21 protein-coding genes and 1 rRNA gene are annotated in these 25668 nt (G+C 63.9%); 11 read left to right on the forward strand and 11 right to left on the reverse strand.

Annotated features, from left to right (window positions below; translation table 11 throughout):
* Positions 1-1680 (reverse strand): 23S ribosomal RNA (locus tag AAGD32_09760); the annotation flags it as partial.
* Positions 1681-2056: 376 nt separating this feature from the next.
* A complete protein-coding gene (gene pheS / locus AAGD32_09765; GenBank protein ID MEM8874534.1) occupies positions 2057-3094 on the reverse strand; it encodes a phenylalanine--tRNA ligase subunit alpha in 1038 nt (345 codons plus the stop codon).
* Between the two features lie 98 nt (positions 3095-3192).
* On the opposite strand from pheS, the gene AAGD32_09770 reads away from it, so the two are divergent.
* Entirely contained in the window at positions 3193-3672 is a 480-nt protein-coding gene (locus tag AAGD32_09770) for a hypothetical protein (protein ID MEM8874535.1), read from the forward strand.
* Positions 3673-3888: 216 nt separating this feature from the next.
* On the opposite strand, the gene AAGD32_09775 is transcribed toward AAGD32_09770, so the two are convergent.
* Both AAGD32_09775 and AAGD32_09780 read right to left on the reverse strand, forming a co-directional pair.
* Positions 3889-5388 (reverse strand): polysaccharide biosynthesis/export family protein, encoded by a 1500-nt coding sequence (locus AAGD32_09775; GenBank protein ID MEM8874536.1) that lies wholly within the window; start codon positions 5386-5388, stop codon positions 3889-3891.
* 28 nt (positions 5389-5416) lie between these two features.
* Entirely contained in the window at positions 5417-6091 is a 675-nt protein-coding gene (locus tag AAGD32_09780; protein MEM8874537.1) for a sigma-70 family RNA polymerase sigma factor, read from the reverse strand.
* 155 nt (positions 6092-6246) lie between these two features.
* Between AAGD32_09780 and AAGD32_09785 the strand changes: the two genes are divergently transcribed.
* Genes AAGD32_09785 through AAGD32_09805 form a run of 5 tightly spaced genes read left to right on the forward strand, consistent with a single transcriptional unit; the run spans position 6247 to position 10466 of the window.
* Positions 6247-6696, forward strand: coding sequence for an SET domain-containing protein-lysine N-methyltransferase (locus AAGD32_09785; protein ID MEM8874538.1), 450 nt, complete (start codon positions 6247-6249; stop codon positions 6694-6696).
* Positions 6697-6704: 8 nt separating this feature from the next.
* Positions 6705-8327 (forward strand): UbiD family decarboxylase, encoded by a 1623-nt coding sequence (locus AAGD32_09790; GenBank protein ID MEM8874539.1) that lies wholly within the window; start codon positions 6705-6707, stop codon positions 8325-8327.
* Between the two features lie 7 nt (positions 8328-8334).
* A complete protein-coding gene (locus AAGD32_09795; GenBank protein ID MEM8874540.1) occupies positions 8335-8715 on the forward strand; it encodes a clan AA aspartic protease in 381 nt (126 codons plus the stop codon).
* 2 nt (positions 8716-8717) lie between these two features.
* Positions 8718-9074 (forward strand): hypothetical protein, encoded by a 357-nt coding sequence (locus tag AAGD32_09800; protein MEM8874541.1) that lies wholly within the window; start codon positions 8718-8720, stop codon positions 9072-9074.
* 18 nt (positions 9075-9092) lie between these two features.
* A complete protein-coding gene (locus tag AAGD32_09805) occupies positions 9093-10466 on the forward strand; it encodes a glycerol-3-phosphate dehydrogenase/oxidase (GenBank protein ID MEM8874542.1) in 1374 nt (457 codons plus the stop codon).
* Here the strand turns inward: AAGD32_09805 and AAGD32_09810 are convergent, their stop codons facing one another.
* Both AAGD32_09810 and polA read right to left on the reverse strand, forming a co-directional pair.
* Positions 10467-11219: a hypothetical protein gene (locus AAGD32_09810; protein ID MEM8874543.1), complete on the reverse strand. Its 753-nt coding sequence runs from the start codon at positions 11217-11219 to the stop codon at positions 10467-10469. It lies immediately after the preceding gene.
* A 63-nt stretch (positions 11220-11282) separates the two neighbouring features.
* Positions 11283-14081: a DNA polymerase I gene (gene polA, locus AAGD32_09815; protein ID MEM8874544.1), complete on the reverse strand. Its 2799-nt coding sequence runs from the start codon at positions 14079-14081 to the stop codon at positions 11283-11285.
* Positions 14082-14241: 160 nt separating this feature from the next.
* Between polA and AAGD32_09820 the strand changes: the two genes are divergently transcribed.
* Positions 14242-15699: a hypothetical protein gene (locus AAGD32_09820; GenBank protein MEM8874545.1), complete on the forward strand. Its 1458-nt coding sequence runs from the start codon at positions 14242-14244 to the stop codon at positions 15697-15699.
* A 64-nt stretch (positions 15700-15763) separates the two neighbouring features.
* On the opposite strand, the gene AAGD32_09825 is transcribed toward AAGD32_09820, so the two are convergent.
* Both AAGD32_09825 and AAGD32_09830 read right to left on the reverse strand, forming a co-directional pair.
* Positions 15764-16150, reverse strand: coding sequence for a hypothetical protein (locus AAGD32_09825; GenBank protein ID MEM8874546.1), 387 nt, complete (start codon positions 16148-16150; stop codon positions 15764-15766).
* Positions 16147-17973 (reverse strand): HEAT repeat domain-containing protein, encoded by a 1827-nt coding sequence (locus AAGD32_09830; protein MEM8874547.1) that lies wholly within the window; start codon positions 17971-17973, stop codon positions 16147-16149. Before AAGD32_09830 ends, AAGD32_09825 begins: the two co-directional genes overlap by 4 nt.
* Before the next feature lie 112 nt (positions 17974-18085).
* Here AAGD32_09830 and AAGD32_09835 point away from each other — a divergent pair, with 112 nt between their 5' ends.
* Positions 18086-19273, forward strand: a complete 1188-nt coding sequence (locus AAGD32_09835) for a pyridoxal phosphate-dependent aminotransferase (protein ID MEM8874548.1) — start codon at positions 18086-18088, stop codon at positions 19271-19273.
* A 7-nt stretch (positions 19274-19280) separates the two neighbouring features.
* Here AAGD32_09835 and AAGD32_09840 read toward each other — a convergent pair whose 3' ends face one another.
* Positions 19281-19580 carry a hypothetical protein gene (locus AAGD32_09840; protein MEM8874549.1) on the reverse strand — a complete coding sequence of 100 codons (300 nt, stop codon included), beginning with the start codon at positions 19578-19580 and terminating at the stop codon, positions 19281-19283.
* A gap of 214 nt (positions 19581-19794) precedes the next feature.
* On the opposite strand from AAGD32_09840, the gene AAGD32_09845 reads away from it, so the two are divergent.
* Entirely contained in the window at positions 19795-20241 is a 447-nt protein-coding gene (locus tag AAGD32_09845) for a hypothetical protein (protein MEM8874550.1), read from the forward strand.
* 95 nt (positions 20242-20336) lie between these two features.
* Positions 20337-20666, forward strand: coding sequence for a thioredoxin (gene trxA / locus AAGD32_09850; protein MEM8874551.1), 330 nt, complete (start codon positions 20337-20339; stop codon positions 20664-20666).
* Positions 20667-20744: 78 nt separating this feature from the next.
* Here the strand turns inward: trxA and AAGD32_09855 are convergent, their stop codons facing one another.
* Positions 20745-21935, reverse strand: a complete 1191-nt coding sequence (locus AAGD32_09855; GenBank protein MEM8874552.1) for a DegT/DnrJ/EryC1/StrS family aminotransferase — start codon at positions 21933-21935, stop codon at positions 20745-20747.
* 132 nt (positions 21936-22067) lie between these two features.
* Between AAGD32_09855 and AAGD32_09860 the strand changes: the two genes are divergently transcribed.
* The gene (locus AAGD32_09860) at positions 22068-23942 is read left to right on the forward strand and encodes an ABC transporter ATP-binding protein (protein ID MEM8874553.1); all 1875 of its coding nucleotides are present in this window, start codon (positions 22068-22070) and stop codon (positions 23940-23942) included.
* A gap of 60 nt (positions 23943-24002) precedes the next feature.
* On the opposite strand, the gene AAGD32_09865 is transcribed toward AAGD32_09860, so the two are convergent.
* Positions 24003-25652 carry a sigma-70 family RNA polymerase sigma factor gene (locus AAGD32_09865; protein MEM8874554.1) on the reverse strand — a complete coding sequence of 550 codons (1650 nt, stop codon included), beginning with the start codon at positions 25650-25652 and terminating at the stop codon, positions 24003-24005.
* Positions 25653-25668 lie beyond the last annotated feature (16 nt).

Consider the following 25668-nt stretch of genomic DNA (forward strand, 5'->3'; position numbering starts at 1 on the left):
CGAAGTTACAGGGTCAATTTGCCTAGTTCCTTCACCACAGTTCTCTCGAGCGCCTGAGGCTACTCGCCTCGCCTACCTGTGTCAGTTTTAGTACGGACAATGCCATTGTCACCACCACACTCTTCTCGGCCCTTAAGCCGCCTGCTTCGGAATCAAAGCGTCCTCGGCCTTTCGGCACGCCCACGTCTAGTCGGGCGACAGGATCAATAGGGACACATGTGGAGGTTCAACCGCCGGCATCGGCACGGGAATATTAACCCGTTGTGCATCGTCTACGCCTTTCGGCCTCGACTTAGCTCCCGGCTAACCCTGGGCGGATTTACCTTCCCCAGGAAACCTTAGGCTTTCGGCGTGCAGGATTTTCACCTGCATTATCGTTACTCATACCGGCATTCTCGCTAGTACACGCTCCACGACTGCTCACGCTATCGCTTCGACGCCGAGTACTACGCTCTCCTACCGAGCTTTCGCTCCCATCGTTTCGGTATCTTCCTTATTCCCGATCATTTACGGCGCCTCTCTGCTCGACCAGTAAGCTATTACGCACTTTTTAAATGGTGGCTGCTTCTAAGCCAACATCCTGGTTGTCACAGCAGAAAGACATCCTCACGAACTGAGGAAGATTTAGGGACCTTAACGGATGGTCTGGGTTGTTTCCCTTTCGACCGCGAAGATTATCCCTCGCGGACTCACTGCCTGGATAGTCTCACAGGTATTCGGAGTTTGGAAGCGGTGGGTACCCGGGGAAGGGCCCCAGCCACTATCAGTCGCTCTACCCCCTGTGAGTAGTTGCCAGACGCTGCCCCTAGAGGCATTTCGGAGAGAACCAGATATCTCCTGGTTTGATTAGACTTTCACTCCTCCCCGCAGATCATGCCAAAACTTTTCAACGTTTAAGGCTTCGGGCTTCCCACGCCTGTTACAGCGTGTTCACCCTGTCCACGGGTAGATCACCAGGTTTCGGGTCGCAACACCACGACTGATTCGCCCAGTTAGGACTCGCTTTCGCTGCGGCTCCACGTCTAGAAACGCTTAGCCTTGCCGTCATGCTGCACTCGCCGGTCCATTATGCAAAAGGTACGCCGTCACCCGTGCCGCAAGGGCATAGGGCTCCGACAGTTTGTAAGTGTTTGGTTTCAGGTACTTTTAACTCGGCTTGACGCCGTGCTTTTCACCTTTCAGTCGCCTTACTGATTCACTATCGGTCATCGAGTAGTATTTAGCCTTGGGTGGTGGTCCACCCGGATTCACACGGAGTTCCACGAGATCCGTGCTACTCTGGAACGCGCTAGGCCTATCCGGTTGCCGTCTACGGGACTTGCACCCTCTTTGGTGTGGCTGTCAGCTCACTTCGACTAACGTTCAAGGTCCATGTCGCACGCCCGCAACCCCGGGCCGAAGCCCGGTTTGGGCTGTTCCGCTTTCGCTCGCCGCTACTCACGGAATCGTGGTTACTTTCTTTTCCTGCGGGTACTTAGATGTTTCAGTTCCCCGCGTTCGCTCTCGTTGACTATGCGTTCACCAACGAGTGACGGCTATCACTAACCGCCGGGTTTCCCCATTCGGACATCTCCGGATCAACGCTCGGTTGCCAGCTTCCCGGAGCTTTTCGCAGGCTCCAACGTCCTTCATCGCCTCTCGATGCCAAGGCATCCACCAAACACCCTTAGTAGCTTGATCACATTTATCGAACACCGGCGGACATACTTACCGACGTTGCTCGACACTGTGTTCACTTTCAGCTTTCAGGTGCTCGCCAGCCACGGACAACAGAAAGACCTGAAATCAGTCCGTGGCTGCAATGTAAAACATCCATCTCTGGATGTTTTTGAGAACCTTACCTCTTCACTTGTCAAAGAGCGGCAACGGCTGCTGTTGCAAGTGACCGTTTTCGCGTCGTGTGAGCGTCGCGTTGGCGATCAGTTATCCGTTGCGGGTCAGCACGATAGGCACGGCCAGGACAGCGTCAAACGCAGGGGTCGAATTTTTCCGGCCCGGTCGTTTATCGGCCCTGACGGCCCTTCCTGCCGCCCCAGAACGGCTCTTATGGGCCGGGCTAAAACTGTCGCAGGAACCGCACGTCGTTCTCGATGAACAGACGGATGTTGGGGATGCCGTACTTGCGCATGGCGATCCGCTCGATGCCGAAGCCGAAGGCCCAGCCGGAGTATTTCGTCGGGTCGATACCGCAGGCGGTCAGTACGTTGGGATGGACCATCCCGCAGCCACCCAGTTCGATCCACTGCTGCTTGTCCTCGAAGAACACGTCAACCTCGGCCGACGGCTCGGTGAAGGGAAAGAAGCTCGCCCGGAACCGCATCTTCGTCTCCGGCCCGAAGTAGGCGTGGACGAACTGCGTGATGGTGCTTTTCAGGTCCACCATCGTGACGTTCTCGTCGACGACGAGGGCCTCGAGCTGGTGGAACATGCTCAGGTGCGTGTCGTCGTGGGTGTCGGGGCGATAGACACGGCCGGGGATGACCACGCGGATCGGGGGCGGTTGGGTCTGCATCACGCGGATCTGGACCGTGCTGGTTTGGGTCCGCAGGAGCCGCAGGTGCTTCTCGTCACGACCTTCGGGCGGATCGGCGAGGTAAAAGTTGTCCAACGGGTCGCGGGCCGGGTGCTGCTCGGGGATATTCAGGGCGACGAAGTTGTGGAACTCGTCCTCCACCTCCGGCCCGGACGCCACGTCGAAGCCCATCCGGCCGAACAGGTCCGTCAGCTCATCCGCCGTTCGCAGCAGCAGGTGCAGGTTGCCGACCGGCGGTGCGACGCCTGGCTCGGTGACATCAATGGCGTCGGCGGCCTCGGTCGCGCCGGCGGTAAGGGCTTGTTTCTTCTCCTCAAACGCCGATTGTAGCCGCTTTTGCAGGGCATTGACGCCCTGCCCGACGGCCTTCTTCTGGTCGCCGGGGACCTTGCCGAGCAGCTTCATCAGCCCCTTGACGCGGCCCTTTGTGCCGAGGAACTGGATGCGAAACGCTTCGAGCTCGTCGGCGTTGGTCACCGCGGCCAAGCCGGCGTCGGCGTCGGCGGTGGTGGCTTCGATTTCCTGCAGCGGGTCGGCGGTTGGGGCGGAATCTTGGGACATGGTGCTGGTTGAAGTATTCTCATCACAGACGCCGCGACAACCGGCCCACGCCAACAACTGCCCACATCATGGCCCTCGACCCCGAAAAACTGCCGAGCATGAAACGCACCGAGCGACCCGCCGAGTCAGTCGAGCCGGTGACCACCGCGACGCTGCGGTCGGCCGACACGAGCATCGGTTGGCTCAACATCGCGCTGGGCGTGATCTTCCTGATCGTGTTCAACCGGTTTTGGTTCTGGCTGCTCAGCCTGGCGGGGATCGGCGAGTTCACTTGGACCTTTACCGACACCGACGGTTCGCCGTTGGCCTACACGGAAACGCTCTTTTTCTGGGGCGATCTGGCGATTTCACTGTTCTGCTTCTGCATTCTTCTCGAAGGCGTCGCGATCGTCTTTCGCCTGCCGCGTGCAGTGGTTCTCGGGATCGGTGGGCTCATCGCGGTTTCCACGCTGCTCAATGTGGGCTACGTCGGCGTGATGCTGGCAAACGGGTACGGCCTCCAGATTCCGTCGGCGCTCGCGACCGTGTTCGGCATCTTCATGTTCTTCCAGCTACGTGATCTGATCGTCCAGCGCTGAAACATGGCGCGTCCGAAGGAGGCGTGTGGGCGCAGAAAATGACCCCGGGCGTGGGGAAGAAAATGCCCGGGGTCTGGGGTAGGGAGTTTCGTGTATCCGCCGTGGTTCGCGGCGTTTGCGTGACCGTCCTGCTCTGATGTAAATACGCCGCCGACGGGCGAATGTTTCATGTCGTTGTCGGAATTCGGCCGCCGAAACCCGCCCGGCCTGTTCAGGTCACTTCGGCGCGGCCGGCAAGACCGGACGGATCACGATCAGCGTATCGACCACCGCATCACCTCCCGGCGGCATCGGCGGATCGGCGAACGACACCCGCACCTTGGGTTCGGCACCGATGAAGCCCTCGCGATACTGATAGTCAATGAGGTTCGCCAACTCCTGCGGCCGGAAACCGCTGGCAAAGATGGGGTCGAGTTCGGGCACGCTGACCATCCCGGCCGCATCGACAACACGCACTTCGGAGACGTCCCCGAGCGCGATTTCGAGCCGGTCGCCGGGCTTGATGCGTCGGTCTGGATCGACGGGCGTGACTTGGCCGTTCGACTGCCGGCGGACGTTGACCTGCAACGGACCGTCCTCGCCGAGCTGGGATTCGAGCGCGTCGGCGAGTTCCTGCTCGGTCGCACCAGCGGCGGGCAGCGGGCCGACCTCACGTGCAAGCCCGCCGACGACGCGGACGGTGCCGTCCGGCCTCACCTCGACATCGACCGCTTCGGCCTGGGTCGGGTCGTTACGCTTGATCAGTTCGACCCGCAGCGTCTCCCCCGGCTCGATCAAGCCGCCGGCCGACGCCTCGGCGTTGAGCAACGTCACCCGCTCGGCCGACGCCAGCGCATCGGCCAGCATCAATGCGTCCCGCCGAGACATGCGTAGCGCGAACGTCCCATCGGCGTTGCTTTGAACGACCAAGCCTTGGTCGGCAATGAATCGCTCGATCTCCGCCTGAACCGCAGCCGAATCGACGGTCTCGGCGATGACCATCACCGGCCGGACTCGCTCATTCGCAGGCCCGGCAGCGAGAGACGGATTGGGGTCGATATCCAAGGGGTTTCGCGGCCGCGTATCCAGCGGATTACGCGGCTGAAGATCGAACCACAAACCGCCCGGCAATCGCCCCCCGCCGATCCGTGACGGCGTGTCGGCCGCGAACATGTCACGCGTGAACGTCGGCGTGGGATCATCTTCACCATCGACCGGCTCATCCGGTGGCAACGATGGCGTTGGTGTGCCATCCACATCGACTTCCGGCTCATCCATCACCGGCGATCCGGCGTCAGTTTCCTCGCCCGGCACTTCGTCGATGTCCCCGCCGATGCCCCCCCGCGTGGCCGAGTCGCTGGCCGCGGTCTTCACCGACTCGTTCGGCTCGGGCAGTCCGAAAAGGACGAACGCCACCAAGCCGCCCGCGAGCAACAGCACCACGGCTGCAGCCAACGCCAGCGGTCGCTGACGCGCGGGTTTGATCGCAAGACCGGCCGGCTCAAGCAATGCGGCCCGCTCCAACTGACCGAGTACGTCATCCGCCAGCCCGACCGGTGCCGGCTCGGTCGGCAGCCCCTTGACGAGTGCCCGTGCACGACGCATCTGGTCGACCATGGCCGCGTGGCTGGGCCGCTTGGCCAGCGATGCTTCGACAGCGGCACGTTGCTCGGCGTCGAGTTCGCCATCGATGTAAGCCGCGAGCAGCGCTTCGGTATGTTGTTCGTCCACAGCCATCTGCTTTTCCTGACTCGGTGTCCCGCGATCACAACGCCGGGGAACGCTCACTATTCTCCGTCGAACTTGGGGCCGATCGGCCGGTCGGGTCCGGAGCGGACGCCGGTGATCTCTCTTCGACGCCGAAGTACGGGGCAAGTTCTTCGCGAAGTGCGAGCCGGGCGCGAAACAGCCGGCTCTTGAGTGTGCCCAGCGGCAGATCCAGCAAATCCGCCATCTGCCGATAGTCGAAACCCTCCAGATCACGGAGCACGATCAGCGTCCGGTATTCGACGTCCAGACGCCCCACCGCCGCCAACACCAGCGCGTCCCGTTCCCGCCGGTCGAGCCGATCGCCCGGCTCGGGCGCATGATCGTCGGCAACCCGCTCGCTCGGCTCCCGGTCATTGGCGTAGCTGCGAGCGTTGAGCGAAAAAGTCCGATGACGACGCACTTTGCGGAGCCGACTGATCGCCAGATTCATCGCGATGCGGAACATCCACGTGTACGCCCCGGACTCGCCGCGGTGGGTGCCGATGTTCTGCAACGCCTTGAGCAAGGCTTCCTGGACGATTTCCTTGGTTTCGTCGTGGTCACCGACGAGCCGCAGCACGCCGTTGTAGAGCCGATCCTGGTAAATTCGGACAAGTTGCCCGAAAGCCGCCCGATCCCCGGCCCGCGCAGCGTCGAATAGTGCTGCGGGATCCGGTTCGCTGTTTGGCATTTGCAGTGTTCCGTTCAGTCCAGACCTCACGCGCTGCTCCTTCAGACGCCGGGGATGGTTGCAAGTTCTCCCGAACGCTCGGTCCCGCATCTTTGTATCAATCCGGTGCCGTGCAAGCGAAACTTGGTGGCCAATTTCCGAATAGGCTGTGGCCGATGCGACGCCCCGCGCCGATCGCCGTGCAGTCGCCACTGATTGAAGTGAGACGTGTGAACGACTGCGACCCCGCCGGCCGCGGTGTCTTTGCGCGAACCGACATCTCTGCCGGATCGCTCATCGAACGAATGCCGGTCCTGCTGATTCCTCGCAAACAAGTCTTCGGCGCGAACCCGACCGCTAAGCGGGCGGCACGGATTTCGTGGTATGTGTTTGATCGTGGCAAGGTTGATGGTCAACACATGGTCGGCCTCGCCCTGGGCTACGGGTCGCTCTACAACCATGCGACCAACCCCAACGCGGAGTTCGAACACATCTCGCCCGACCTGATGCACGTCAACGCTCGCCGCGACATCACCGCCGGGGAGGAGATCACGCTCCACTACAAAGACGACCCCGGCGTCGAGGTTGACCTGGGGTTTGAACAGCGTGACAGCCAAGTGACGTAAGCTCTCGCATGCCCGACGGCCCCTTCCGCAACTTCGGCGAGTTCCACAAATTTCTCGACGCCAACGACGAGCTTCGGCGTGTCTCCGCGAGCGTCGATCCGGTGCTGGAGCTGGCGGAGGTCAGCGATCGCGTCATGAAGTCGCAGGCACCGCACGGGCCGGAGGCGACGGGCGATCTCGACAAACACGTCCACGCGGATAAGGGCGGGCGGGCGTTGATCTTCGACAATGTGCAGGGCTCGGACATCCCCGTCGCGATCAACACCTTCGGCAGCTACTGGCGCATCACCCGCGCACTCGGCACGGACAACCTCGAAGACCTCGCCGCCCGCATCGGCAAGTTCGTCAAGCCCGTCCCGCCGCCGACGCTGGCGGGGAAGGTGAAGTTCGCGGCAGAGGCCGCCGGCGATTTGAAGGGGCTGCTTCCGTCGATGTCGAAGTTCCTGCCGAGCGTGCTGCGTGGCGGAGCGCCGTGCCAAGAGGTCGTCTGGACCGACGACAAGATCGACCTCGACAAGCTGCCGATCATCCAGTGCTGGCCGCACGACGGAGACATCGACAGCGGGCAGGTGTTTGGGCATCTCGGTGAACAAATCACGGCGTTCAAGGACAAGCCACGCACGGGCAAGTACATCACCCTTGCCGGCATCTACACCAAGGACCCCGACGACGGCACGCCCAACGTCGGCATGTACCGCGTGCAGAAGTTCGACAAGAAAACCTGCGCGATGCACTGGCATATGCACCACGACGGCGCACGCCACTACCGCGGCTATGCGAAGCGCGGGGAGCGAACGCCGCTGGCGATCGTGCTGGGCGGGCCGTCGGTAATGCCCTACTCGGCGACCGCGCCGCTGCCGCCGGGGATTCCGGAGTTGCTCTTCGCCGGCTTCGTCAACCGCACGCCGATCGAAATGGCCCAGTGCAAGACGATCGACATGCAGGTGCCCGCCGAGGCGGAGATCGTCATCGAAGGGCACGTCCACCCCACCGACAAACTCCTCGAAGGCCCGTTCGGCGACCACACCGGTTTCTACTCGCTCGCCGACATGTACCCGAAGTTCGAGGTGTCCGCGATCACGATGCGACGCGAGCCGGTGTATCCGACGACGATCGTCGGCAAGCCGCCGATGGAAGACTACTTCCTTGGCAAGGCGACCGAGCGTGTCTTTCTACCGCTCCTCAAGACGCTCATCCCCGACATACTCGACTACTCGCTACCGATGGCCGGCGTGTTCCACAACTGTGCGTACGTGAAAATCAAGAAAGAGTACCCCCAGCAGGCCCGCCGGGTCATGCACGCGATCTGGGGCGCGGGGCAGATGGCGTTCACCAAGTTCATCATCGTCGTCGACGAACACGTCGACGTACATGACGAGCAGGACGTGCTGTTCCACCTCTTCGCCAACGTCGACCCGAAGCGTGACGTCGAGATGGCGACCGGCGTGCTCGACATCCTCGACCACTCCTCCCCCAAGCTCGGCATCGGTTCCAAGATCGGCTTCGACGCCACCGAAAAATGGGAAGGCGAAGGCTACAACGCCGACGTCCGCACCTGGCCACTGGAACTGCAAATGGACGCCGCGACACGACAGCAGGTGGATGAGCGCTGGAGCGAGTTTGGGTTATAATCCGGACATGGGAATCGTCCACGGTCGTATCCTGCTCTCCAACGCCGCGAAGCCGGATCTCAAGGGGTTGAACCTCGAGGTCATCTGCGACTCAGGGGCGATTGTGACTTGCATTCCGCAGTCGGTAGCCGAGCAACTTCAACTGGAACAGGTCGAGACACGCGTTGCCACGATCACGGATGGGACATCGCATCGCGTTCCCTACGTCGCACCCGTGAAGATCCAGTTCGACAACCGCACGTCCGTCGGCGGTGCGCTCGTGTTCGGCGAGCAGGTCCTGCTCGGCGCCACCGCGGTGCAGGACATGGACCTCATGCTCGACATGCGGAACGAGGAGTTGATTGTCCCGCCGGATCGGCCGAACTTCGCGGTGAATCCGGTGCTTTGACCATGACCCACACCGCACCATCCCCGCCCGAGACACGCCAAACACCGCGGCAAATCTTCATCGCGTGGGAGAAACTTCGTCCGCTCTACATCGCCATCAGCGGCATGCCCGCGGCGATGGTGTTGCTCGGCGAACTCACGCATCCGTCGGGTGAGTTCGGTCGACTCACGCTGGTCGCGCTGCAGGGCGGACTCGTCGCCAACGTGATTTACTTCGCCGGCCCACTCATCGAGGCCTACGCCAACCGCGTCGGCTGGCGGAGCATGATCACGCTGCGCATCTTCCTGTTCTGCGTGTACACGTTCTTCTCGTTCTTCGCCGGGGCATTCCTGCTACTGCGAGCCAGTGGGCGGTACTGACGGCCCATATCCTCCAAGGTGCAACGCGAGGCAATGCTCTCTCAACTCCGCAACGGGTCGTTCGACATTGTCGTCATCGGCGGCGGTGCGACGGGGCTGGGCATTACGCTGGACGCCACCACGCGCGGCTATCGCACCGCCCTGCTCGAACGCTTCGATTTCGGCTCGGGTACGTCATCGCGTTCGACCAAACTCGTCCATGGTGGCGTGCGTTATCTGCGACAGGGCAACATCGGCCTGGTGCGGGACGCACTGCGGGAGCGGCGGCGACTGCTCCGGAACGCACCGCACTGCGTACATCGATTGCCGTTTGTCATCCCGACGTTCTCGTTCTTCGAGACGGCGTACTACCGAACCGGACTGGCGGCGTACGACCTGCTGGCCGGGCGAGACGACTTTCCCAACGCGGGCACGCTCGGCCGCTTCGCCGTTCGCGACGCGATTCCCGGGATCAACAAGGATCGACTTCGTGGTGGTGTGCGTTACTTCGACGGGCAGTTCGACGACGCGCGATTGTGCGTCGATCTTGCCCGCACTGCGGCGGAGCACGGCGCGACGCTGCTGAACTATGCCGAGGTGGTCGGCGTCGAGCGTGGCGCGGTCACGGTGCGTGTCGATGGTGAGACGCTCGGGCTCTCGGCGAAGGTCGTCATCAACGCGGCCGGGCCGTTCACCGACTCGGTCCGCCGACTCGCCGACGCCGATGCTGCACCGATGGTCGCGGCGAGTCGCGGGTCGCACATCGTGTTGCCGCTGCGTTTCCTCGGCGGCGAGACGGCACTGATGGTGCCCAAGACGCCGGACGGCCGTGTGCTTTTTGCCATCCCGTGGCACGGCGTCGCCGTGGTCGGAACGACCGACATCCCCATGGACGCCCCCGTCGCCGACCCGACCGCGACCGACGCGGAGATCGACTACATCCTCGAAACGCTCAATCCCTATCTCGCCCACCCGGCGACACGAGGCGACATTCTCTCGACCTTCGCTGGCATCCGCCCGTTGGTGTCGAACCCGAACGCATCAAACACCGCCGCCCTCTCGCGTGATCACACGATCGTTGTCGACGGCACGCTGCTAACAATCACCGGCGGCAAGTGGACGACCTACCGCAAGATGGCCGAGGACGCCGTTGACCGTGCGGCAACGATCGCCGACTTGCCGGCGCAACCGTGCAAGACCGCCGACCTGCCGATCATCCCGCCGACCGACGTCGACGGCGAACGCCTGCACCCCGACCTCCCGATCACCGGCGGCCATGTCCGCCGCGCGGTTGACGACGAGATGGCCGTCACCGCCGACGACGTGCTCAGTCGCCGTACCCGCTGCGCCCTGCTCAACGCCGCGGCGACCGATGCGATCCGTCCGACGGTCGAGGCGATGATGCGGGCTTGATCAACCGCCGCACCCGCCACAGCCGCCCCCACCGCAACCAGAACCGCCGTCGGACGAACAACCCGAGCCGCAGCCGAACCAGCCGCCGAGGAAGCCACTGTCTCGGCCGCCGCGTCCGGCGCCTCGACCGCGCTTGCCCGAGAGCAGCACAACCAGAAGCATCAGGAGCGCAATCCCGATGATCAAACAAAAGATCGCCGTGATCGCGTCAACGGAAAATGCTGCCAGAGACATCGGCAGGATCACCGCCGCGACACCTGCTGTAAGCATGCGTGGCTTTCGCACCACCCAGTTCCGTTTCACATCCACCCACCGCCAGTCCGCCGCGAAGCGCTTTTCGACCGGCGGCCAAATGTCGGCCGGCGGCGCTTCCCCGAAGACTCGGCGATAGCTTGCCAAGGTCAGTGCGTACCAGTCGTGATACTTGGCGGATTCATCGGCACCGCCTTGAGTGGGACCGTGGTGAAGCGGGCGCTCAAGCACGTTGCCGCACATGTCGTCCCAGTAGCTGCGCGTGTAACACAGGTGCAGGTGCCAGGCTTGGTCGACTTCCTCGCTCGGCGTCACCGAATGCCCGGCCCGCATGGCGAGGTACACGAAATTCTTGTACTCGTCGACCACGCGCTCGGCGAAGTCGACCGACCACTCGTTCTCGCGTGCCAGACGATGCGTGAACGTCAGTGCCGCCCCGGGCACGTCAAGGGAAAAGGATTGAAGCTTCTGCCACAGAACGTCGGATTGAATGGCGTTCATGTCGGCGATTGTCGCGATCGACGCCGGCTCCGCCATTCGAAACTTCGGCCGCGATTCAACCGGTCACTTGGCGTCCTGCCAATTGGGGGCCCAGTTGGCGTCGACCTTGAGGGGGACGCGCAGCCCCATCGCGTTTTCCATGGCGTTGCAGACGAGGCTCGCTTCGACTTCGACGACATCCTTCGGGCATTCAAGCACGAGTTCGTCGTGGACTTGCAGGAGCAGCTTGCTCTTGCTCTTTGCCTTGGTCATCGCGGCGTGGAGATCGACCATCGCGATCTTGATCAGGTCGGCGGCACTGCCCTGGATGACGCTGTTGATCGCTGTCCGCTCGGCGTACTGTCGCATGCTCACGATGCGACTCTCGATCTCGGGGATCGGTCGGCGTCTTCCCTTAATCGTTTCGACATAGCCGTGCTCCTTAGCGTCGGCGATGCACTGGTCGAAGAACTCGAAGATCTTCGGGAAGCGCTGCTTGTAGGTGTCGATGGTTTCCTGGGCCTGCTTCTGCGAGAGGTCTTCGATGCGGCGGGCGAGGCCGAAGGCGGAGACGCCGTAGATGATGGCGAAGTTGATGGTCTTGGCGAGACCGCGCTGCTTGGGCGTGACATCGTCGAGTTTGGTGTCGAAGACGTCGGCGGCGACGGCGCGGTGGATGTCCTCGTCATTCGCAAACGCCTCAATCAGTCGCGGCTCCTCGCAGTAGTGCGCGAGCATGCGCAGCTCGATCTGCGAGTAGTCGCAGGCGAGCAGCACCTCATCTCCACCGCCGGGGACGAACGCGCTGCGGATGAGCGCGCCTTCCTCGGTGCGGATGGGGATGTTCTGCAGGTTCGGGTCGGAACTGCTCAGCCGACCGGTCGCGGCACCAGTCGGGTTGAAGCTTGTGTGAATCCGGCCGGTGTGTTTGTTGATGTCGTTACCGAGCGCGTCGAGGTAGGTGCTCTTGAGCTTTTCGAGTTGGCGATACTCGAGGATGAGCGCCGGGACGGTGTGGTCAGAGGCAAGTTGTTCGAGCACGGCGGCGTCGGTGCTGTAGCCGGTCTTGGTCTTGCGGACCGGCTTGAGGCCGAGGTCGGTGAAGAGGATTTCCTGGAGTTGCTTGGGGCTGCCGATGTTGAACGGCTTGCCGGCCTCGGTGTAGATCTTCTGCTCCAGGTCGTCAATGCGTGCGCCGAGGACTTCGGACTGTTTGGCGAGCACGTCGGCGTCGACGGTGATGCCGTTGAACTCCATCTCGGTCAGCACGTCGATCAGCGGCACCTCGACGTGATCGTGCAGCTTGCGAATCTCAGGGAACTCATCGAGCTTGGGCAGCAAGAGCTCGGCGAGCCGCAACGTCATGTCCGCGTCCTCGGCGGCGTAGTCGGCCACACGGTCAAGCGGCACGTCGCATATGCTGATCTGCTTCTTCCCCTTGCCGATGAGGTCGCTGATGGGCGTCATCATCTCGCCCAGCAGGTCGGTCGCAAGGCGATCGAGGCTGTAGCTGTTGTGGGCAGCGTCGAGGAGAAAGGCGGCGACCATCGTGTCGGTCTCGATGCCGCGCACGTCGACGCCGACACGACGCATGGCCAGCACGTCGTACTTGATGTTGTGGCCGACCTTCTTGAGCCTCGGGTCTTCCAGCACCGGCTTGACCGCGGCAATGACGTCATCCTTCGGCAGCACGGCATCGCCCATGCCCTTGACCGCGACGTACCAACCCTCCCCTGCTTCGGTCGAGAAGCTCATCCCTGCCAGGTCCGCCGACATCGCGCCGAGCCCGTCGGTCTCGGTATCGAACGCGAACCGCTGTGCGGATTTGAGATTGGAGATTCGGGATTTGAGATCGTCGAGGTCGGTGACGAGGTGGTAGCGCGTTGCGGGCTTCTCGTCGGCATCGGGTTGTGGGTCGAACAGGCTTGCCTCGGAGAGCGGCGCGTACTTGCGCGGGGCGGCTTCGACCTTCGGCATGTCCGGCTTCTCGACCGGGCCATCGTCGATCTTCTCCAGCAGCCGCTTGAACCCGAGTTCTTCCAAGTGCCCCCGCAGCGCCGGCGTCGCGAGGGTCTCGAACTTGCACGCGGCCTCGTCGAACTCCGGCAGCTCCAGATCCCGCTTGAGCGCGACTAGCGTCTTGCTCAACTCCAGCTTCTCCGCGCCGTGCTCCTTGACGCGCTCGCTCTGCTTGGGCGTGAGTTGGTCGGCGTTCTCGAAGACGGCGGCTGCGCTGCCGTACTTGTTGATGAGCTTGGCCGCGGTCTTCTCGCCGATGCCGGGGACGCCGGGGACGTTGTCGATGTTGTCGCCCATGAGCGCCTGGACCTCGACGGCCTGCTCGGGGCCATAGTCGAGCTTCTTGCGCATCGCCTCAGCGTCGAACTCCTCGTCTGTGTGCACGTCGTACATCACTACGCGGTCACACAGCAGTTGCCGCAGGTCCTTGTCCTTGGAAACCAAGTACACGTCATGCAAATCCCGTAGCCGATCGGCGAGGGTTGCGATGATGTCGTCGGCCTCGTAGCCGTCGTGCTTCAGGATCGGCACCCCCGCGTCATGGACGATCTGCAGGATCCGGTCCTCCTGCGGCTTGAAATCATCCGGCTTGGGCGGGCGGTTGGCCTTGTACTCGGGGAAGATCTCCTTGCGAAAGACCGTCTCGTCCGACGCGTCGATCACCATCAGCAGGTAATCCGGCTTGCGCAGCTCGACCAGATTGATCAGCATCTGCGTGAACACGAAGGTGCCCTTGGTCGGCTCGCCGGTCGGACTGGTCAGGTCGCGGAACGGGGCGTGGTAAGCCCGGTAAATCTGGGCGTGGCCGTCGATGATGTAGAACGAGGGACGTTTTTGCTCGGTTGTCGACTTGGGCGCGGCCATCGCGGGATGCTACGCCGGCATGGGACCAACACGGGGAAGAGACGGCCGGCCTGTCGTGACAACCGGCCTGCTTGACCGCCTACGACGCATTCGGGTAACGTTGCCCGACCGTCGCAAGGCGGCCCCGCCCTGTTACGTACCCCTCAATCGGAGACGCCCCATGGCCGTTGCTCGCCAAAGTTCATCCACAGGACCCATCGTTTACGCCGTCATTGCCACGGTTCTGTTCGTCGTTGCCGCCGTCTTGGCCGTCATGCAGTACGCCAGCGCCCAGGCGGCCGAGCAGGAACTGGCCGATGTCGAGGCCGAGTATGGCGACATCGTGAGCCGGGCCGACACGCAGGGGGCCGACGTGAACGCGATCAAGGACGCACGAGGCACCGACGTCAACGCGAGCACCCCGGTGGTGCCCGCGGCCGTTCAGATGATCGGCCAGCTCTCGGCCGCCGCGGCCGGCAACGCCGAAGGCAACTACCAGACCGCGATCGAGACTATCCGGACAGCACAGGCCGCCGCGGCCGAGCAGGTCGCCGATGCTCCCGGCGGTGACCAAGTCAACGTCCAGCAGGCCAACGCCGTCGAGACCATCGACTCGCTGACCAACGCCCTGGTCAGCAGCCTCCGCGAGCAGCAGGATCAGCAGGACGAACTTGCCGCGATGGAAGCCCGCCTGGCCGAGATGGAGCAAACCCTCGCCGACCAGAAGTCGACTTTCGACGAGAGCGTCGAAAAGGCTCAGCAGGACGCGGCCGGTGCCTTGGGTGACGCCCAGCAGACCAGCGAGCAGGCCGAGGAAGTCATCAACGGCGTGATCGCGCAGCTGACCGCCGTCCAGGAAGCCGCCGCGGCCGACATCGAAAACATGCAAGTGGAGATCCGCAGCCAGCGCAGCGAGATCGCCCAGAAGGACATCATCATCCAGAACCTCTCGGCCCAGTTGGCCGACCTGCGACCCAGCGGCATGCAGATCTCGCAGATGGCCGACGGGCGGATCGAAGCTGTCGCCGGCGGCAACACGGTCTACATCTCGCTCGGCCGGGGCGACGGCATCACGGCGGGCATGACCTTCGAGGTCTTCGAATCCGACGGCGGCGTGCCCAGCCCGCTGACCGACACCCCCGAGGTCAACGACACGGCGAACCTGCCCCGGGGCAAAGCCAGCATCGAGATCGTTCGCGTCCAGCCCAACAACGCCGAGGCCCGCATCGTCGGCAGCCGTGGCACGCCGGTGCAGGAAGGCGACCTGATCGTCAACATCGCCTACGACAAGAACCTCCCGCTCGAGATGTACGTCTACGGCGAGTTCGACCTCGATCGCGACGGCCGGGCCACCAGCGCCGACACGCAGGTTGTCCGCCAACTCGTCACACAGTTCGGCGGCAACGTCGACAACACGCTCGGCCCCGACACCGACTTCGTTGTCATCGGCCTTGAGCCGGTCATCCCCGAGGGCCTCGACCCGAGCGATCCGATCGACCGCGTGCTGCTCGAAGAGGCCGAAGAAGCCCAGGCCCAGTACGCCGAGACGCTCGCCGAGGCCAAGAGCCTGAGCATCCCCATCCTCAACCAAAACCGCTTCCTCGTGTTCGTCGGGTACTACGACCTGGCACCACGGTGATCGAGACTGAGTTGAAAAGCGGAAGGCGGATCGGAGACAGGTTCTCCGATCCGCCTTTCGCTTTTCACGCCGCCTTCGCCAACAGCTTCTCGACCGCTTCGCGTTCGGCGTCGCCGGCGTTGCGGAGGCTGCGTTTCAACAGGGACGGGCACAGCAGCAACGTCAGTGGCGTGTTGACGCCACGCTGCTTGGCAAAGCGGCGCAAGTCGCGGTGCTGTTCGCGGGTGAGTTCGAGTTCGCGGGCGATCGACCGCTCCATGCGGTGACGCTGATACGCCATCGTGCGGCGATAGATCACGTAGCGGCGGATGAGCATGGCCCCCGCGACCGTGGCTGCGACCAGGAAAACGATGGCCAGGAACATCCCAAAACTACCGGACTCGGTAGGCCTCGGTGCCTCGCCGGAGATGGTGCGGAATACGTCGTTGATGTCGGCCGTCGGTCGGCTCATGCGGCCACCGCCTTTCGTGTGCGCATCCGTGCCGCGGCAAGCCGGAGCGTCGCCAGCGCGGCCTTGCGGACCTTCGGCTCGGCATCGGTGCGTGCCAGGTCCGCGACCGTCGGCAGCGTCGCTGACGACGTCGTTTGCCGAACGGCCCACAGCGCGCTGATGCGGTGCGTCGGCCGATCGTCCTGCAACATCCGCTGGAGCAACGCCCCCGCGTCGACTTCGTTGAGCACATGCAGGGCGGCGGCGGCATTGGCGCGTTCACGGTTCTCCGCCACGTCGGCTCGGCGGCGCAGCAAATCCGCCACCCGCGGCCCGCCGTTGCGTCGCTCGATCAGACGCAAACGCAACGCATCGACCGCGTTGGCCCGCACCCGTGGGTCGTCATCGCCCAACGCCCGCATCACCGGTCCCCCACCGTCCGCGATGCGGCCCAGCAACAACACCGCCTTGGAGCGAATCTTGCTGCGCGGATCACGGCAGAGAAAGTCGAGCGTCGGCTTGAGCTCGTGGGTGACGTTGAGTTCATCGGCGACTTGCAGTGCCTTGAGCCGCGCCGCAACGCTGCCGGTACGGAGCACGCGGTCCAGACGATCCAGCGCGTCGGGCATGACCTTCACCAGCGCTTGTCCGGCCGTCTTCCGGTCGGCCGGGGCCAGTGCGTCGAATCGCTCCCAGAAACCCGCGAAACTCTCCCGCCCGACGATCCGCGAAATCGCCGTCCGCAACGTTCCCGGCGCACCCGGCAACCGGCGCAGCAGGATGCCGTGCAGGCCATCGATGTTCCGCGCGACCAGTTGCCGCAGGGCCATCCGTGCGATCGGTTCGTCGGTGCTGTCGAGCAGTGCGAGCAGCGTGTGGTGCCGTTCGAGCGTGGGCGTTGCACGGAGGGCCGCGAGCCGCAGTGCCCGGTCGTCGGGAAAGTTCCGCACCAGCGCGAGCAACAGCTTATCGCGGTCGGTCGGCACCCCCTTGCCGGCGACGATCCAATCGACGACACCGCAAGCCGTGTCGGGCCGACGCCGGACGAAGCTCATCAGGCTTTCGGCGTCGAACCAAATGCCGCGCCGCGCCCGACTTGCCGCAAGCTCGACGCGTCGATCGCGCAGCCGGTGATGCTGGACCGCGAGGTCGGCCAACGCGGGATGCTTCTCGGTGGAACCGACCGAGACGCCGAAGTGATTGCCGAGCCGATGTCGCGCCGCAGCAAGGCACATCGCCGCCGCCCCGCCGGGCGCGGGCGGGTCCTGAATCCGACGCACAATCACCGCATGGGCGCGGTGCCTCGGCGTATCGAGGATGGCGAGGATTGGGCTGTCAGGATGATCGGCGAGCGAAAGGGCTCGCCGCACGAGGTCGGGGCTGGACGTGCCACCCGGCTGGTCGAGGGCGTCGGCGACAGCTTGCTCGATGGCCGGCCGCTGCTCGGGGGTGGCACGGTCGACAAGCTTGAGCAGCGCCTTGGCCGCCGTCTGGCTCAGCCCTTCGCTGCGACCGCCGATGTTCGTCACCGCCGCGTCGGCCAGCTCGATGTCACCGACCTGCGTGATGTACCGCATGGCCGAGACGCGGAGAGCGATGTCGCCTGCCTTGGACGCACTGCGGACGACCGGCCGCATGACCTCCGACGCCTGCTGGATCTTCTCCTGCAACGGTGTGGAGAGCCGCTCGTAACGCCGCAAAAGGCCCAACAATCCCGTCGCCTTGGCCCGCCGGATCAGCAACGCGAGGGCCGCTTCCTTCTCGTCCTCCTCGCCGAGCGCGAGCGCCTCCAGCAGCGCCTCGTCGACGGCCGGGTTGTCCAGGCGGGCGAGATGTTCGGTCAATCGACGACCCACGATGGTGTTATCGGACGCCCGACGGTCGAAAGATGACCGAATCTCGACGCGGTTCCGAGAGCGTGGCGTGGGTGTGACGTGGGCGTATCATCCCCGCCCCATGCCCGACCAACTCCTCGCCCAACGTGTCCGTCAGATGGCCCCGTCGATCACCCTCGCGATCACGGCCAAGGCCAAAGCGCTCAGGGCCGAGGGCGTGGACGTGATCGGCTTCGGGGCGGGTGAGCCGGACTTCGACACGCCGGCCTTCATCAAGGAAGCGGCCAAGCAGGCGCTCGATGAGGGGATGACCAAGTACACCGCCGTCCCCGCCCTGCCGGTCTTGCGGGAGGCGATCAGCGACAAGTTCAAGCGTGAGAACGGGCTCGACTACCCCGCCGCCCAGGTCAGCGTCGCCGCCGGCGGCAAACACATGCTCTACACGGCGATGCAGGCCCTGCTCGACCCGGGCGACGAGGTCGTCGTGCTCGCGCCGTACTGGGTGAGCTACCCCGAGCAGGCGAAACTGGCGGGCGCGAGCGTGGTCGAAGTCGTCGGCGACGAGTCGCAGGGTTTCAAGGCCACGCCTGAACAGCTCGAAGCCAAGCTCACGCCCAACACCAAGATCGTCGTCCTCAACTCACCCTCCAACCCTGCCGGCCACGGCTACACCGCCGCCGAGCAGGCCGCCCTCGGCAAAGTCATCGCCAAGTTTCCCCGAATCGTCGTCTTCAGCGACGAGATTTACGAGCACCTCATCTACGACGGCTTCGAGCACGTCAGCTTCGCCAAGGCGTGTCCGGAACTCTTGGATCGCACGGTGACGTTCAACTGCCACAGCAAGAGCTTTTCGATGACCGGCTGGCGGATCGGCTACGCCGGCGGGCCGGCCGACATCATCAGGGCGTGCAACGGGCTCATCAGCCAGATGACCAGCCACGTCACGAGCTTCACCCAGCCGGCCGCAGCGCTGGCACTGAGCGACCCGCGCGGGATGGCGGCGATCGCGGAGATGCGCGAGAGCTTCACCCGGCGCCGCGAACTCATGCACCGACTGCTCAACGACTTGCCCGGCGTGACGTGTGTCAAGCCGCAGGGGGCGTTCTATTGCTTCCCAAACATCTCGGCCCACCTGGGCGAGAAGTACGCAACCGCCGTCGAGTTCGCGGCCGCCCTTCTCGACGAAGCCCACGTCGCTGTCGTCCCCGGCAACGACAGCGGCTTCGAAACCCACGTCCGCCTGAGCTTCGCCACCAGCGACGAGAACATCGAACGCGGGATCAAGCGGATCGCGGAATGGCTTCAGTAAGTCCGACCTACAGCTCTTCCGCCGACTCGTCGAGCATCTTCCGCAAATAGGCGTTCTCGCGGCGGGTCGCTTCGAGATCGAAGACAAGGTACTTGGTGCTCAGTCGGAGGTAGTCCAGGGATTCCTGAAGCTGGGCGACGGTGCCTCGAAGGCGTTCGTGGCGCAGGCGGGTCTCGCCGGCGAGTTCCTCGAGCCGACGACGTTCGGGCGTGGGGAGTGTTTCGATCTGACCCATCAGTTCGGTCAGCTTGTTTTCGAAGTCGGCGTCGCTCATCGGTTGCGGTGCGGGTTTGTCGTTGTTGGGCATGACGCCCGGCAAAGGTTCAACGCCAGTGCCAAGTGCGATTTCCGGCTGCTGAGACGGGTCTGGGGGGCTTCGCGTCGGCCGGTTGTTCGGGATGTTTCGCCGGTGCAACACGACGTGTCGGCGGTGCAGCTATGTTGTCCCGCGCGGACCCGGTCTCGGGCAACAAACGCCGACGCCGGCGACAAGCGACCGGCCGAGCGTTACATTGCCGCCCATGAGCCGCGATGCCGACGAACTCGCCAAGGCCCTCGAGGGATTGACCGACGAGGAGCCGACCATCGACACGAGCGAGCAACGCCGTCGACCACCTTCCGCCCCGCGATCCAACGGGCGTCGGCAACGTCCTGCCGCCCCGATTGAGCAACCACCGTCCGCCCCATCGCCCGCAAGACCGTCCGCGCCCAAGCTCTCCCCCACCGCACACGCCCGCGTCCGCGCCCAGTCACAGACCGTCGAACTCAAACGCACGCTCATCCCGCCGCTGATGACGATGGGCGTGGCGTTGCTGATCTGCGGCGTGGCTTGGTTCGTGCTCCCCGACCTGCACCCGCTCCGGCTGGCCGGGAGCCCCGGGTTGGCGTTCACGCTTATCGGCGTGGCGGTGCTATGCCTCGGCCTGACCGTCGTGAACATGCTCGGCGTCAAGAAGGCGATCGGCTGACGCGCCGCACAACCCGAACACACTTCGCACATTGACCCCTTTCACAAGCGGGTCGTAGCATGAGCCATCTCACACCGATCGAAAGGATCACCAAGATGGCAAGCGAAGCAGTGCAAGAATTTACCGACGGCAACTTCGACGACGAAGTGCTTCAAAGCGACACCCCGGTGCTCGTCGATTTCTGGGCCGAGTGGTGCATGCCCTGCCGCATGCTCGCCCCGACCATCGACAAGCTTGCCACCGACTACGACGGCAAGGTGAAAGTCGGCAAGCTCGACACCGACGCCAACCGCGAGATCGCCACCCGCTTCGGCATCAGTGCGATCCCCACGGTGATTCTGTTCAAGGGCGGCGAAGTAGCCGAGAAGTTTGTCGGCCTCAAGCAGGAAGAGGATTTCAAAGCCGTGCTCGACCAGCACGCATAGGTGAACAGGCGCTAGGAGTTAGTAGTTAGGCGCTAGGGCACGCGATGACGCCACATCACGTGCCCTAGCGCCTAACTACTAGCTCCTAGCGCCTATTTTCTCCATCGCATCGAGCTCGTTGCCCAGCACTTCACAAACGTAGTCAATGTCGTCATCGCTGAGCCCGCCGTGAAACGGCAGTGCGACCGTGCGGTCGGCCACATACTCGCAGACCGGAAAGTCTCCCTCGCCATAACCGAAACGCTCGCGGTAGAACGGCTGCAGGTGGATCGGCGGGAAGTAGTTGTTGCACCCGACACCCCGCCGCCGCAGACGTTGCATCAGTTCATCCCGCTCGCCGCGGCCGAAGCGATCGCTCAGCCGAATCACGAATACGAACCAGCTCACATGCTCATCGTCTCCGAGCGTCGGCAACACGATGTCGGGGTGAGCCATGAGTTGCCGCATGTACCGTTGTGCGACACGCCGGCGAGCGTCGAGGATTTCGGTGACACGATCACACTGCACCGAACCGATCGCGGCGGCGATTTCGGAGAGCCGGTAGTTGTAGCCGAGCCTGGCGTGGGCGAGCCAACCCATCTGCCCCGCGGCCTTGAACGTATCGCGACCTTGATTCCGCAAGCTGCGACACCGATCGGCGAACGCGTCGTCATCGGTGACGATCATGCCGCCCTCGCCGGTGGTGATCTGCTTGTTCGGATAGAAGCCGAAGATGCCGGCCCGTCCGAAACTGCCGATCTTGCGTCCGCCGGTCGGCAGCTCGACGTGCCCGCCGAATCCTTCACAGCAATCCTCGATGAGTTGCAGCTCGTGCTTTCGGGCGATCTGCTCGATCTCGGCCATGCCGCCGGGATGGCCGAAGCACTCCACGGCGACGATCGCCTTGGTCTCTTCCGTGATCGCGGCTTCGACCTTGGCCGGGTCGAGGTTGAGGGTCTGGGAATCGATGTCGACGAAGACCGGCCTGGCGTTGACGAACAGCGCTGCGTTGGCCGAGGCGACGAAGCTGAACGGGGTGGTCAGCACCTGGTCGCCGGGCTTGATCCCGGACGCGAGCATGCAAAGGTGCAAGCCGGACGTGCCGGAGTTGACGCCGATACCGTGCCGTCGACCGGCGATGGCGGCACACTTGTCCTCGAACTCCACGAGCCGAGGCCCGATCGAGAGCGTGCCGCTCCGCATGACGTCGGTGACCGCCTGAATCTCGCGATCGGTGATATCGGGCTGTGAAAGCGGGATGGAAACGTCGCGCGAGTTTGCGGGGGGCATGGAGAAGTTCCGGGAAGGCGTACACTGCATCGGCCGAATCGTCCGATAATCATCATTCGCGATCGGTTGTGATCGCGTTTTCCGAAGTTCCACCCACCTCACCGCCCCGCCAGAACCCCGCCAAGACACCGCATGAGCCGCCGCAAGAAGAAATCCAAGCTCGGTCAATTCTGGAAGACCGTGCGGTTTCTCAAGCCGTATCGCGGCCTCATCGTCGTCAGCGTGATCTGCGCCTTCCTCGCGGCGGGTACCCTCACCGGGGGGCTCGCGGCTGCCCTGCCGGTCATGAAGATCATGATCGAGGGTCGCGACGTGCAGGAGTGGATCGCCGAGTCGGTCGTTTCACTGCGGACCGACTCGCCGGTACCGACGTTGCTGATCGACACCATCGAGGCCGCCGGCGGATTGATCCCGACCGACCCCGTCTGGGCCGTCGCGGCGATCATCGGCGTCGTACTCGGCATGACCGTGCTCGGCAACGTCTTCCGCTTCTTCCACGAGTTCTTCATCGAGAAGACCGCCGTCGGTGCGACCAACGACCTTCGCAAGGAACTCTACGGCCGCACGCTCCGCTTGCCGCTGGACTACTTCGGACGCATCGGCACTTCCGATGTCACAAGCCGACTGACCACGGACGCGCTGAACGTGCAGATGGGTCATCAGGTTCTGCTGGGACGCGGCATTCAGGAACCACTCAACGCCATGTGGGCGTTCGCGTTTGCGTTGTTCATCGACTGGCGGCTCACGCTCTTCATCGTGTTCTTCGCCCCGTTCATGGTGCTGCTCCTGCGCAAGCTCGGTAAGAAAGTCCGCCGCGCCGCACGGGCCGCACTGACGGAGAACGCCGAGATGCTCGGGCAGATCGAGGCATCGCTCGACGGCATCAAGGTCGTGAAGTCCACCGCGGCCGAGAGCTTCGAGGGTCGCCGCTACGGACGGATCATGGACCGCCTCCAGCATCAACAGATCCGCACCGCGCTGTACGAGGCGTTCGTCACGCCGCTGATGGAGACATTCGCCGTTCTCGCCGTCGGACTCGTCGCGGTGGTCGCGGCGTACTTCGTCACCAAGCAGCAGTCGCTCACGCCCAGCGAGTTCATCCTGATCCTCGCGTGCCTCGGCGCGGTCGGCGAAGCGATGCGCAAGCTCTCGAAACTCAACACGTCGCTGCAAAAAGCCAACGCCGGCGCGGGGCGCATCATGGAGCTTGTCGACCTGCGGACCGAAGTCGAAGGCAAGCACGCTGGTGGCAAGTCATGGTCGGCCGACTCGTTTGAGCACATCGCTTTCGAGAATTTGACCTACACCTACCCCGGCGCGAACGAGCCGGCCGTGCGGGACGTGTCGATCGACGTCGCCCGCGGACAATCGGTCGCCATCGTCGGCCGCAACGGCAGCGGCAAAACGACGCTGCTCGGCCTGCTGCCACGCTTCTTCGACCCCGACACCGGCCAGGTCACTATCGACGGGACAGACGTCCGCGATCTCGACCTCGAAGACCTACGCAACGCCATCGGTATCGTCACGCAGGAGGGCGCGCTCTTCCCAGGCACGATCGCGGAAAACATCGCCTATGGGCTGGATGACGTTCCGATGGAAGCCGTCCAGGACGCCGCCCGACGGGCATATGCGGACGAGTTCATTCGGCAAAAGCCCGACGGTTACGACACGATGATCACCGGCCTCGGCGGCCAGCTCTCCGGCGGGCAACGCCAACGCCTCAACATCGCCCGTGCCATCCTCCGCGACACGCCCATCCTCATCCTCGACGAAGCCACAAGCCAGGTCGACGCCGAGAGCGAACACCTGATCCAGAAAGCGCTGACCGAACTGATGGCCGACCGCACGACGTTCGTCATCGCACACCGCTTCAGCACGATCCTCAGTGCGGACGTGATCGTCGTGATCGACGAAGGCCGCATCGTCGGCACCGGCACCCACGATGAGCTCCTCGCCGACTGCCCGACCTACCGCCAGCTCTACGAACGCCAACTCACCGCGGCTTGAGCGCAACGAAAAACCCACGCCTTCGGGCGTGGGTCGTGCGGGATCTCGGCTGCGTGACGGTCAGTCCCATTCGCGGTTGAGTTTGACAAGCTCGCGGCGAAGTTCAGCAGGGTCTTCAAAGCGTTGGGCATGGCCGTCGAGGTAGCCGACCCACACGCCGCCCTCGGCAGGCATCCGGTCCGACTCGAACACGATCGGCAAGTCGCCGGGTAAACGCCCCAGTTCGCGGATCGTCGGGATGTGATAGAACGCTTCGCTCGGTAGCGTGAGTCCATCCAGTGATTCCCGGACTTCAAACAGGCTGCCATGCCATCGCTGATTCTCAATTTGCTCGACGTAAATTTCGAGCGCCGCGGCACGAATCGCCTCAACGCGGTCTCGTTCCTTCCTCATGGCCCCGGCCAACGCATCTCCCGCCCCGAGCCGACGGACGACGCCGGTCACCCGCCGCGGTTCAGCCTCGGCGTCAGCGGTCAGCCGAATCGTCCCGAACTCACCCGTGTACGTCCTGTACAAAACCAGTTGCTCAGTCCCGGTCGGCAGTGGCACCTCGTGAAACCCGCCGCTGGGTTCGCTACGCAACATTGTCTGACGTCGCTGTAGAACTTCCCAGAAGGCATCGGACGACTCGATCTGCCCGCCTTGCGGCAAGAAGTAGAGCTTCGTCCCGCGAGCCATCAGCTTCGCGCGTTGTCCGTCATTGCGGAACTCGGCCATCAGCTGCGGGCCGATCGCGTCCATGTTGGCGTGCAGCGTCTCGCGGTCAGCGCCGCGGCTGTGTGACGACATTTCGAAATCGCCGTACAGACCGAGCGAGAGGAACCGGTCCGGTGCTTCGTCGGGCAGCGCGGCGCCCATGTCCGGAAGTGAGAACTCTTTGGAAGCGACCGTGTCCACCGCCGCCACGGCCGGCTTCTCGGGCAAGCGTGTCCGTTGAAAAGCAACGACCGTCGCAGTCCCGGCGGCGAGTGTGGCACCGGCGACAACGGCGGCGGTGAGTTTGAGCTTGATCATGGTCAGGGTTCCTTGTGCGATTGAGACGGCGGCGGTCGATGCGCCGGCGGCGGTGAGAGAAACGGCCGGCGGCGAGGCCGACACGGCATGGGTGGTGAGCAAACCGACGAGCGTGGCGTGTTCGACGCCCACGCTTCGACGGTCGATGCGATCACGCAGCCGACCGACGGCGCGGCTGACACGCTTGCGTGCGGCGGACTCGGTGATATCCAGCCGGCTGGCGATCTCCGCCGTCGAGCAGCGGTCGAAAAACTTCAGTGTGATCGCGCTGCGGTCTTGCCGCGGCAAAGCGAGGATGGCCGCATCAAGCACCTCGGCGACCTCACGCCAAGCAAGCACGTCCGACGGGTCACCGCCGGCCAGATCATCGCGGCAGGCGGCGGTTTCGTGGTAGTCGCGCCGACGTTGACGTTTGGCCGCGTTGGCCGTGACGTTTCGCACCGTGGCGAGTAGCCAGGGCACGAGCGTCCCGTCGCGCTCGGCGGACCGCCGTGCTGAGCCAAGACGCTTGAGCAGGACGAGCAACGCCGCCTGCGTTACGTCTGACGCCGGCACACCGGGTACCGACCGCCGCAGCGCGGCCGCGTGGATCACGGCGACGTGACGTCGAACCAGCCGGTCCAGCGCATCACGATCGCCGGCTGCTCCTTGTCGAAGCAGCTCGGCGTCGTCGGGCGTCAGTGTGCGGCGATCCACACTCGGTAATGTACGG

This window comes from Planctomycetota bacterium, assembly GCA_039182125.1.
Lineage (GTDB): Bacteria > Planctomycetota > Phycisphaerae > Tepidisphaerales > Tepidisphaeraceae > JBCDCH01.

Excerpts from the sequence above, each read along its gene's own strand:
- AAGD32_09820 (MEM8874545.1), top strand. The coding sequence starts at position 14,242 with ATGGCCGTTGCTCGCCAAAGTTCATCCACAGGACCCATCGTTTACGCC.
- AAGD32_09785 (MEM8874538.1), top strand. The coding sequence starts at position 6,247 with ATGCGACGCCCCGCGCCGATCGCCGTGCAGTCGCCACTGATTGAAGTG.
- trxA (MEM8874551.1), top strand. The coding sequence starts at position 20,337 with ATGGCAAGCGAAGCAGTGCAAGAATTTACCGACGGCAACTTCGACGAC.
- AAGD32_09835 (MEM8874548.1), top strand. The coding sequence starts at position 18,086 with ATGCCCGACCAACTCCTCGCCCAACGTGTCCGTCAGATGGCCCCGTCG.
- polA (MEM8874544.1), bottom strand. The coding sequence starts at position 14,081 with ATGGCCGCGCCCAAGTCGACAACCGAGCAAAAACGTCCCTCGTTCTAC.
- AAGD32_09800 (MEM8874541.1), top strand. The coding sequence starts at position 8,718 with ATGACCCACACCGCACCATCCCCGCCCGAGACACGCCAAACACCGCGG.
- AAGD32_09840 (MEM8874549.1), bottom strand. The coding sequence starts at position 19,580 with ATGCCCAACAACGACAAACCCGCACCGCAACCGATGAGCGACGCCGAC.
- AAGD32_09810 (MEM8874543.1), bottom strand. The coding sequence starts at position 11,219 with ATGAACGCCATTCAATCCGACGTTCTGTGGCAGAAGCTTCAATCCTTT.
- AAGD32_09845 (MEM8874550.1), top strand. The coding sequence starts at position 19,795 with ATGAGCCGCGATGCCGACGAACTCGCCAAGGCCCTCGAGGGATTGACC.
- AAGD32_09790 (MEM8874539.1), top strand. The coding sequence starts at position 6,705 with ATGCCCGACGGCCCCTTCCGCAACTTCGGCGAGTTCCACAAATTTCTC.
- AAGD32_09780 (MEM8874537.1), bottom strand. The coding sequence starts at position 6,091 with ATGCCAAACAGCGAACCGGATCCCGCAGCACTATTCGACGCTGCGCGG.
- AAGD32_09795 (MEM8874540.1), top strand. The coding sequence starts at position 8,335 with ATGGGAATCGTCCACGGTCGTATCCTGCTCTCCAACGCCGCGAAGCCG.
- AAGD32_09855 (MEM8874552.1), bottom strand. The coding sequence starts at position 21,935 with ATGCCCCCCGCAAACTCGCGCGACGTTTCCATCCCGCTTTCACAGCCC.
- AAGD32_09775 (MEM8874536.1), bottom strand. The coding sequence starts at position 5,388 with ATGGCTGTGGACGAACAACATACCGAAGCGCTGCTCGCGGCTTACATC.
- AAGD32_09825 (MEM8874546.1), bottom strand. The coding sequence starts at position 16,150 with ATGAGCCGACCGACGGCCGACATCAACGACGTATTCCGCACCATCTCC.
- AAGD32_09770 (MEM8874535.1), top strand. The coding sequence starts at position 3,193 with ATGAAACGCACCGAGCGACCCGCCGAGTCAGTCGAGCCGGTGACCACC.
- AAGD32_09860 (MEM8874553.1), top strand. The coding sequence starts at position 22,068 with ATGAGCCGCCGCAAGAAGAAATCCAAGCTCGGTCAATTCTGGAAGACC.
- pheS (MEM8874534.1), bottom strand. The coding sequence starts at position 3,094 with ATGTCCCAAGATTCCGCCCCAACCGCCGACCCGCTGCAGGAAATCGAA.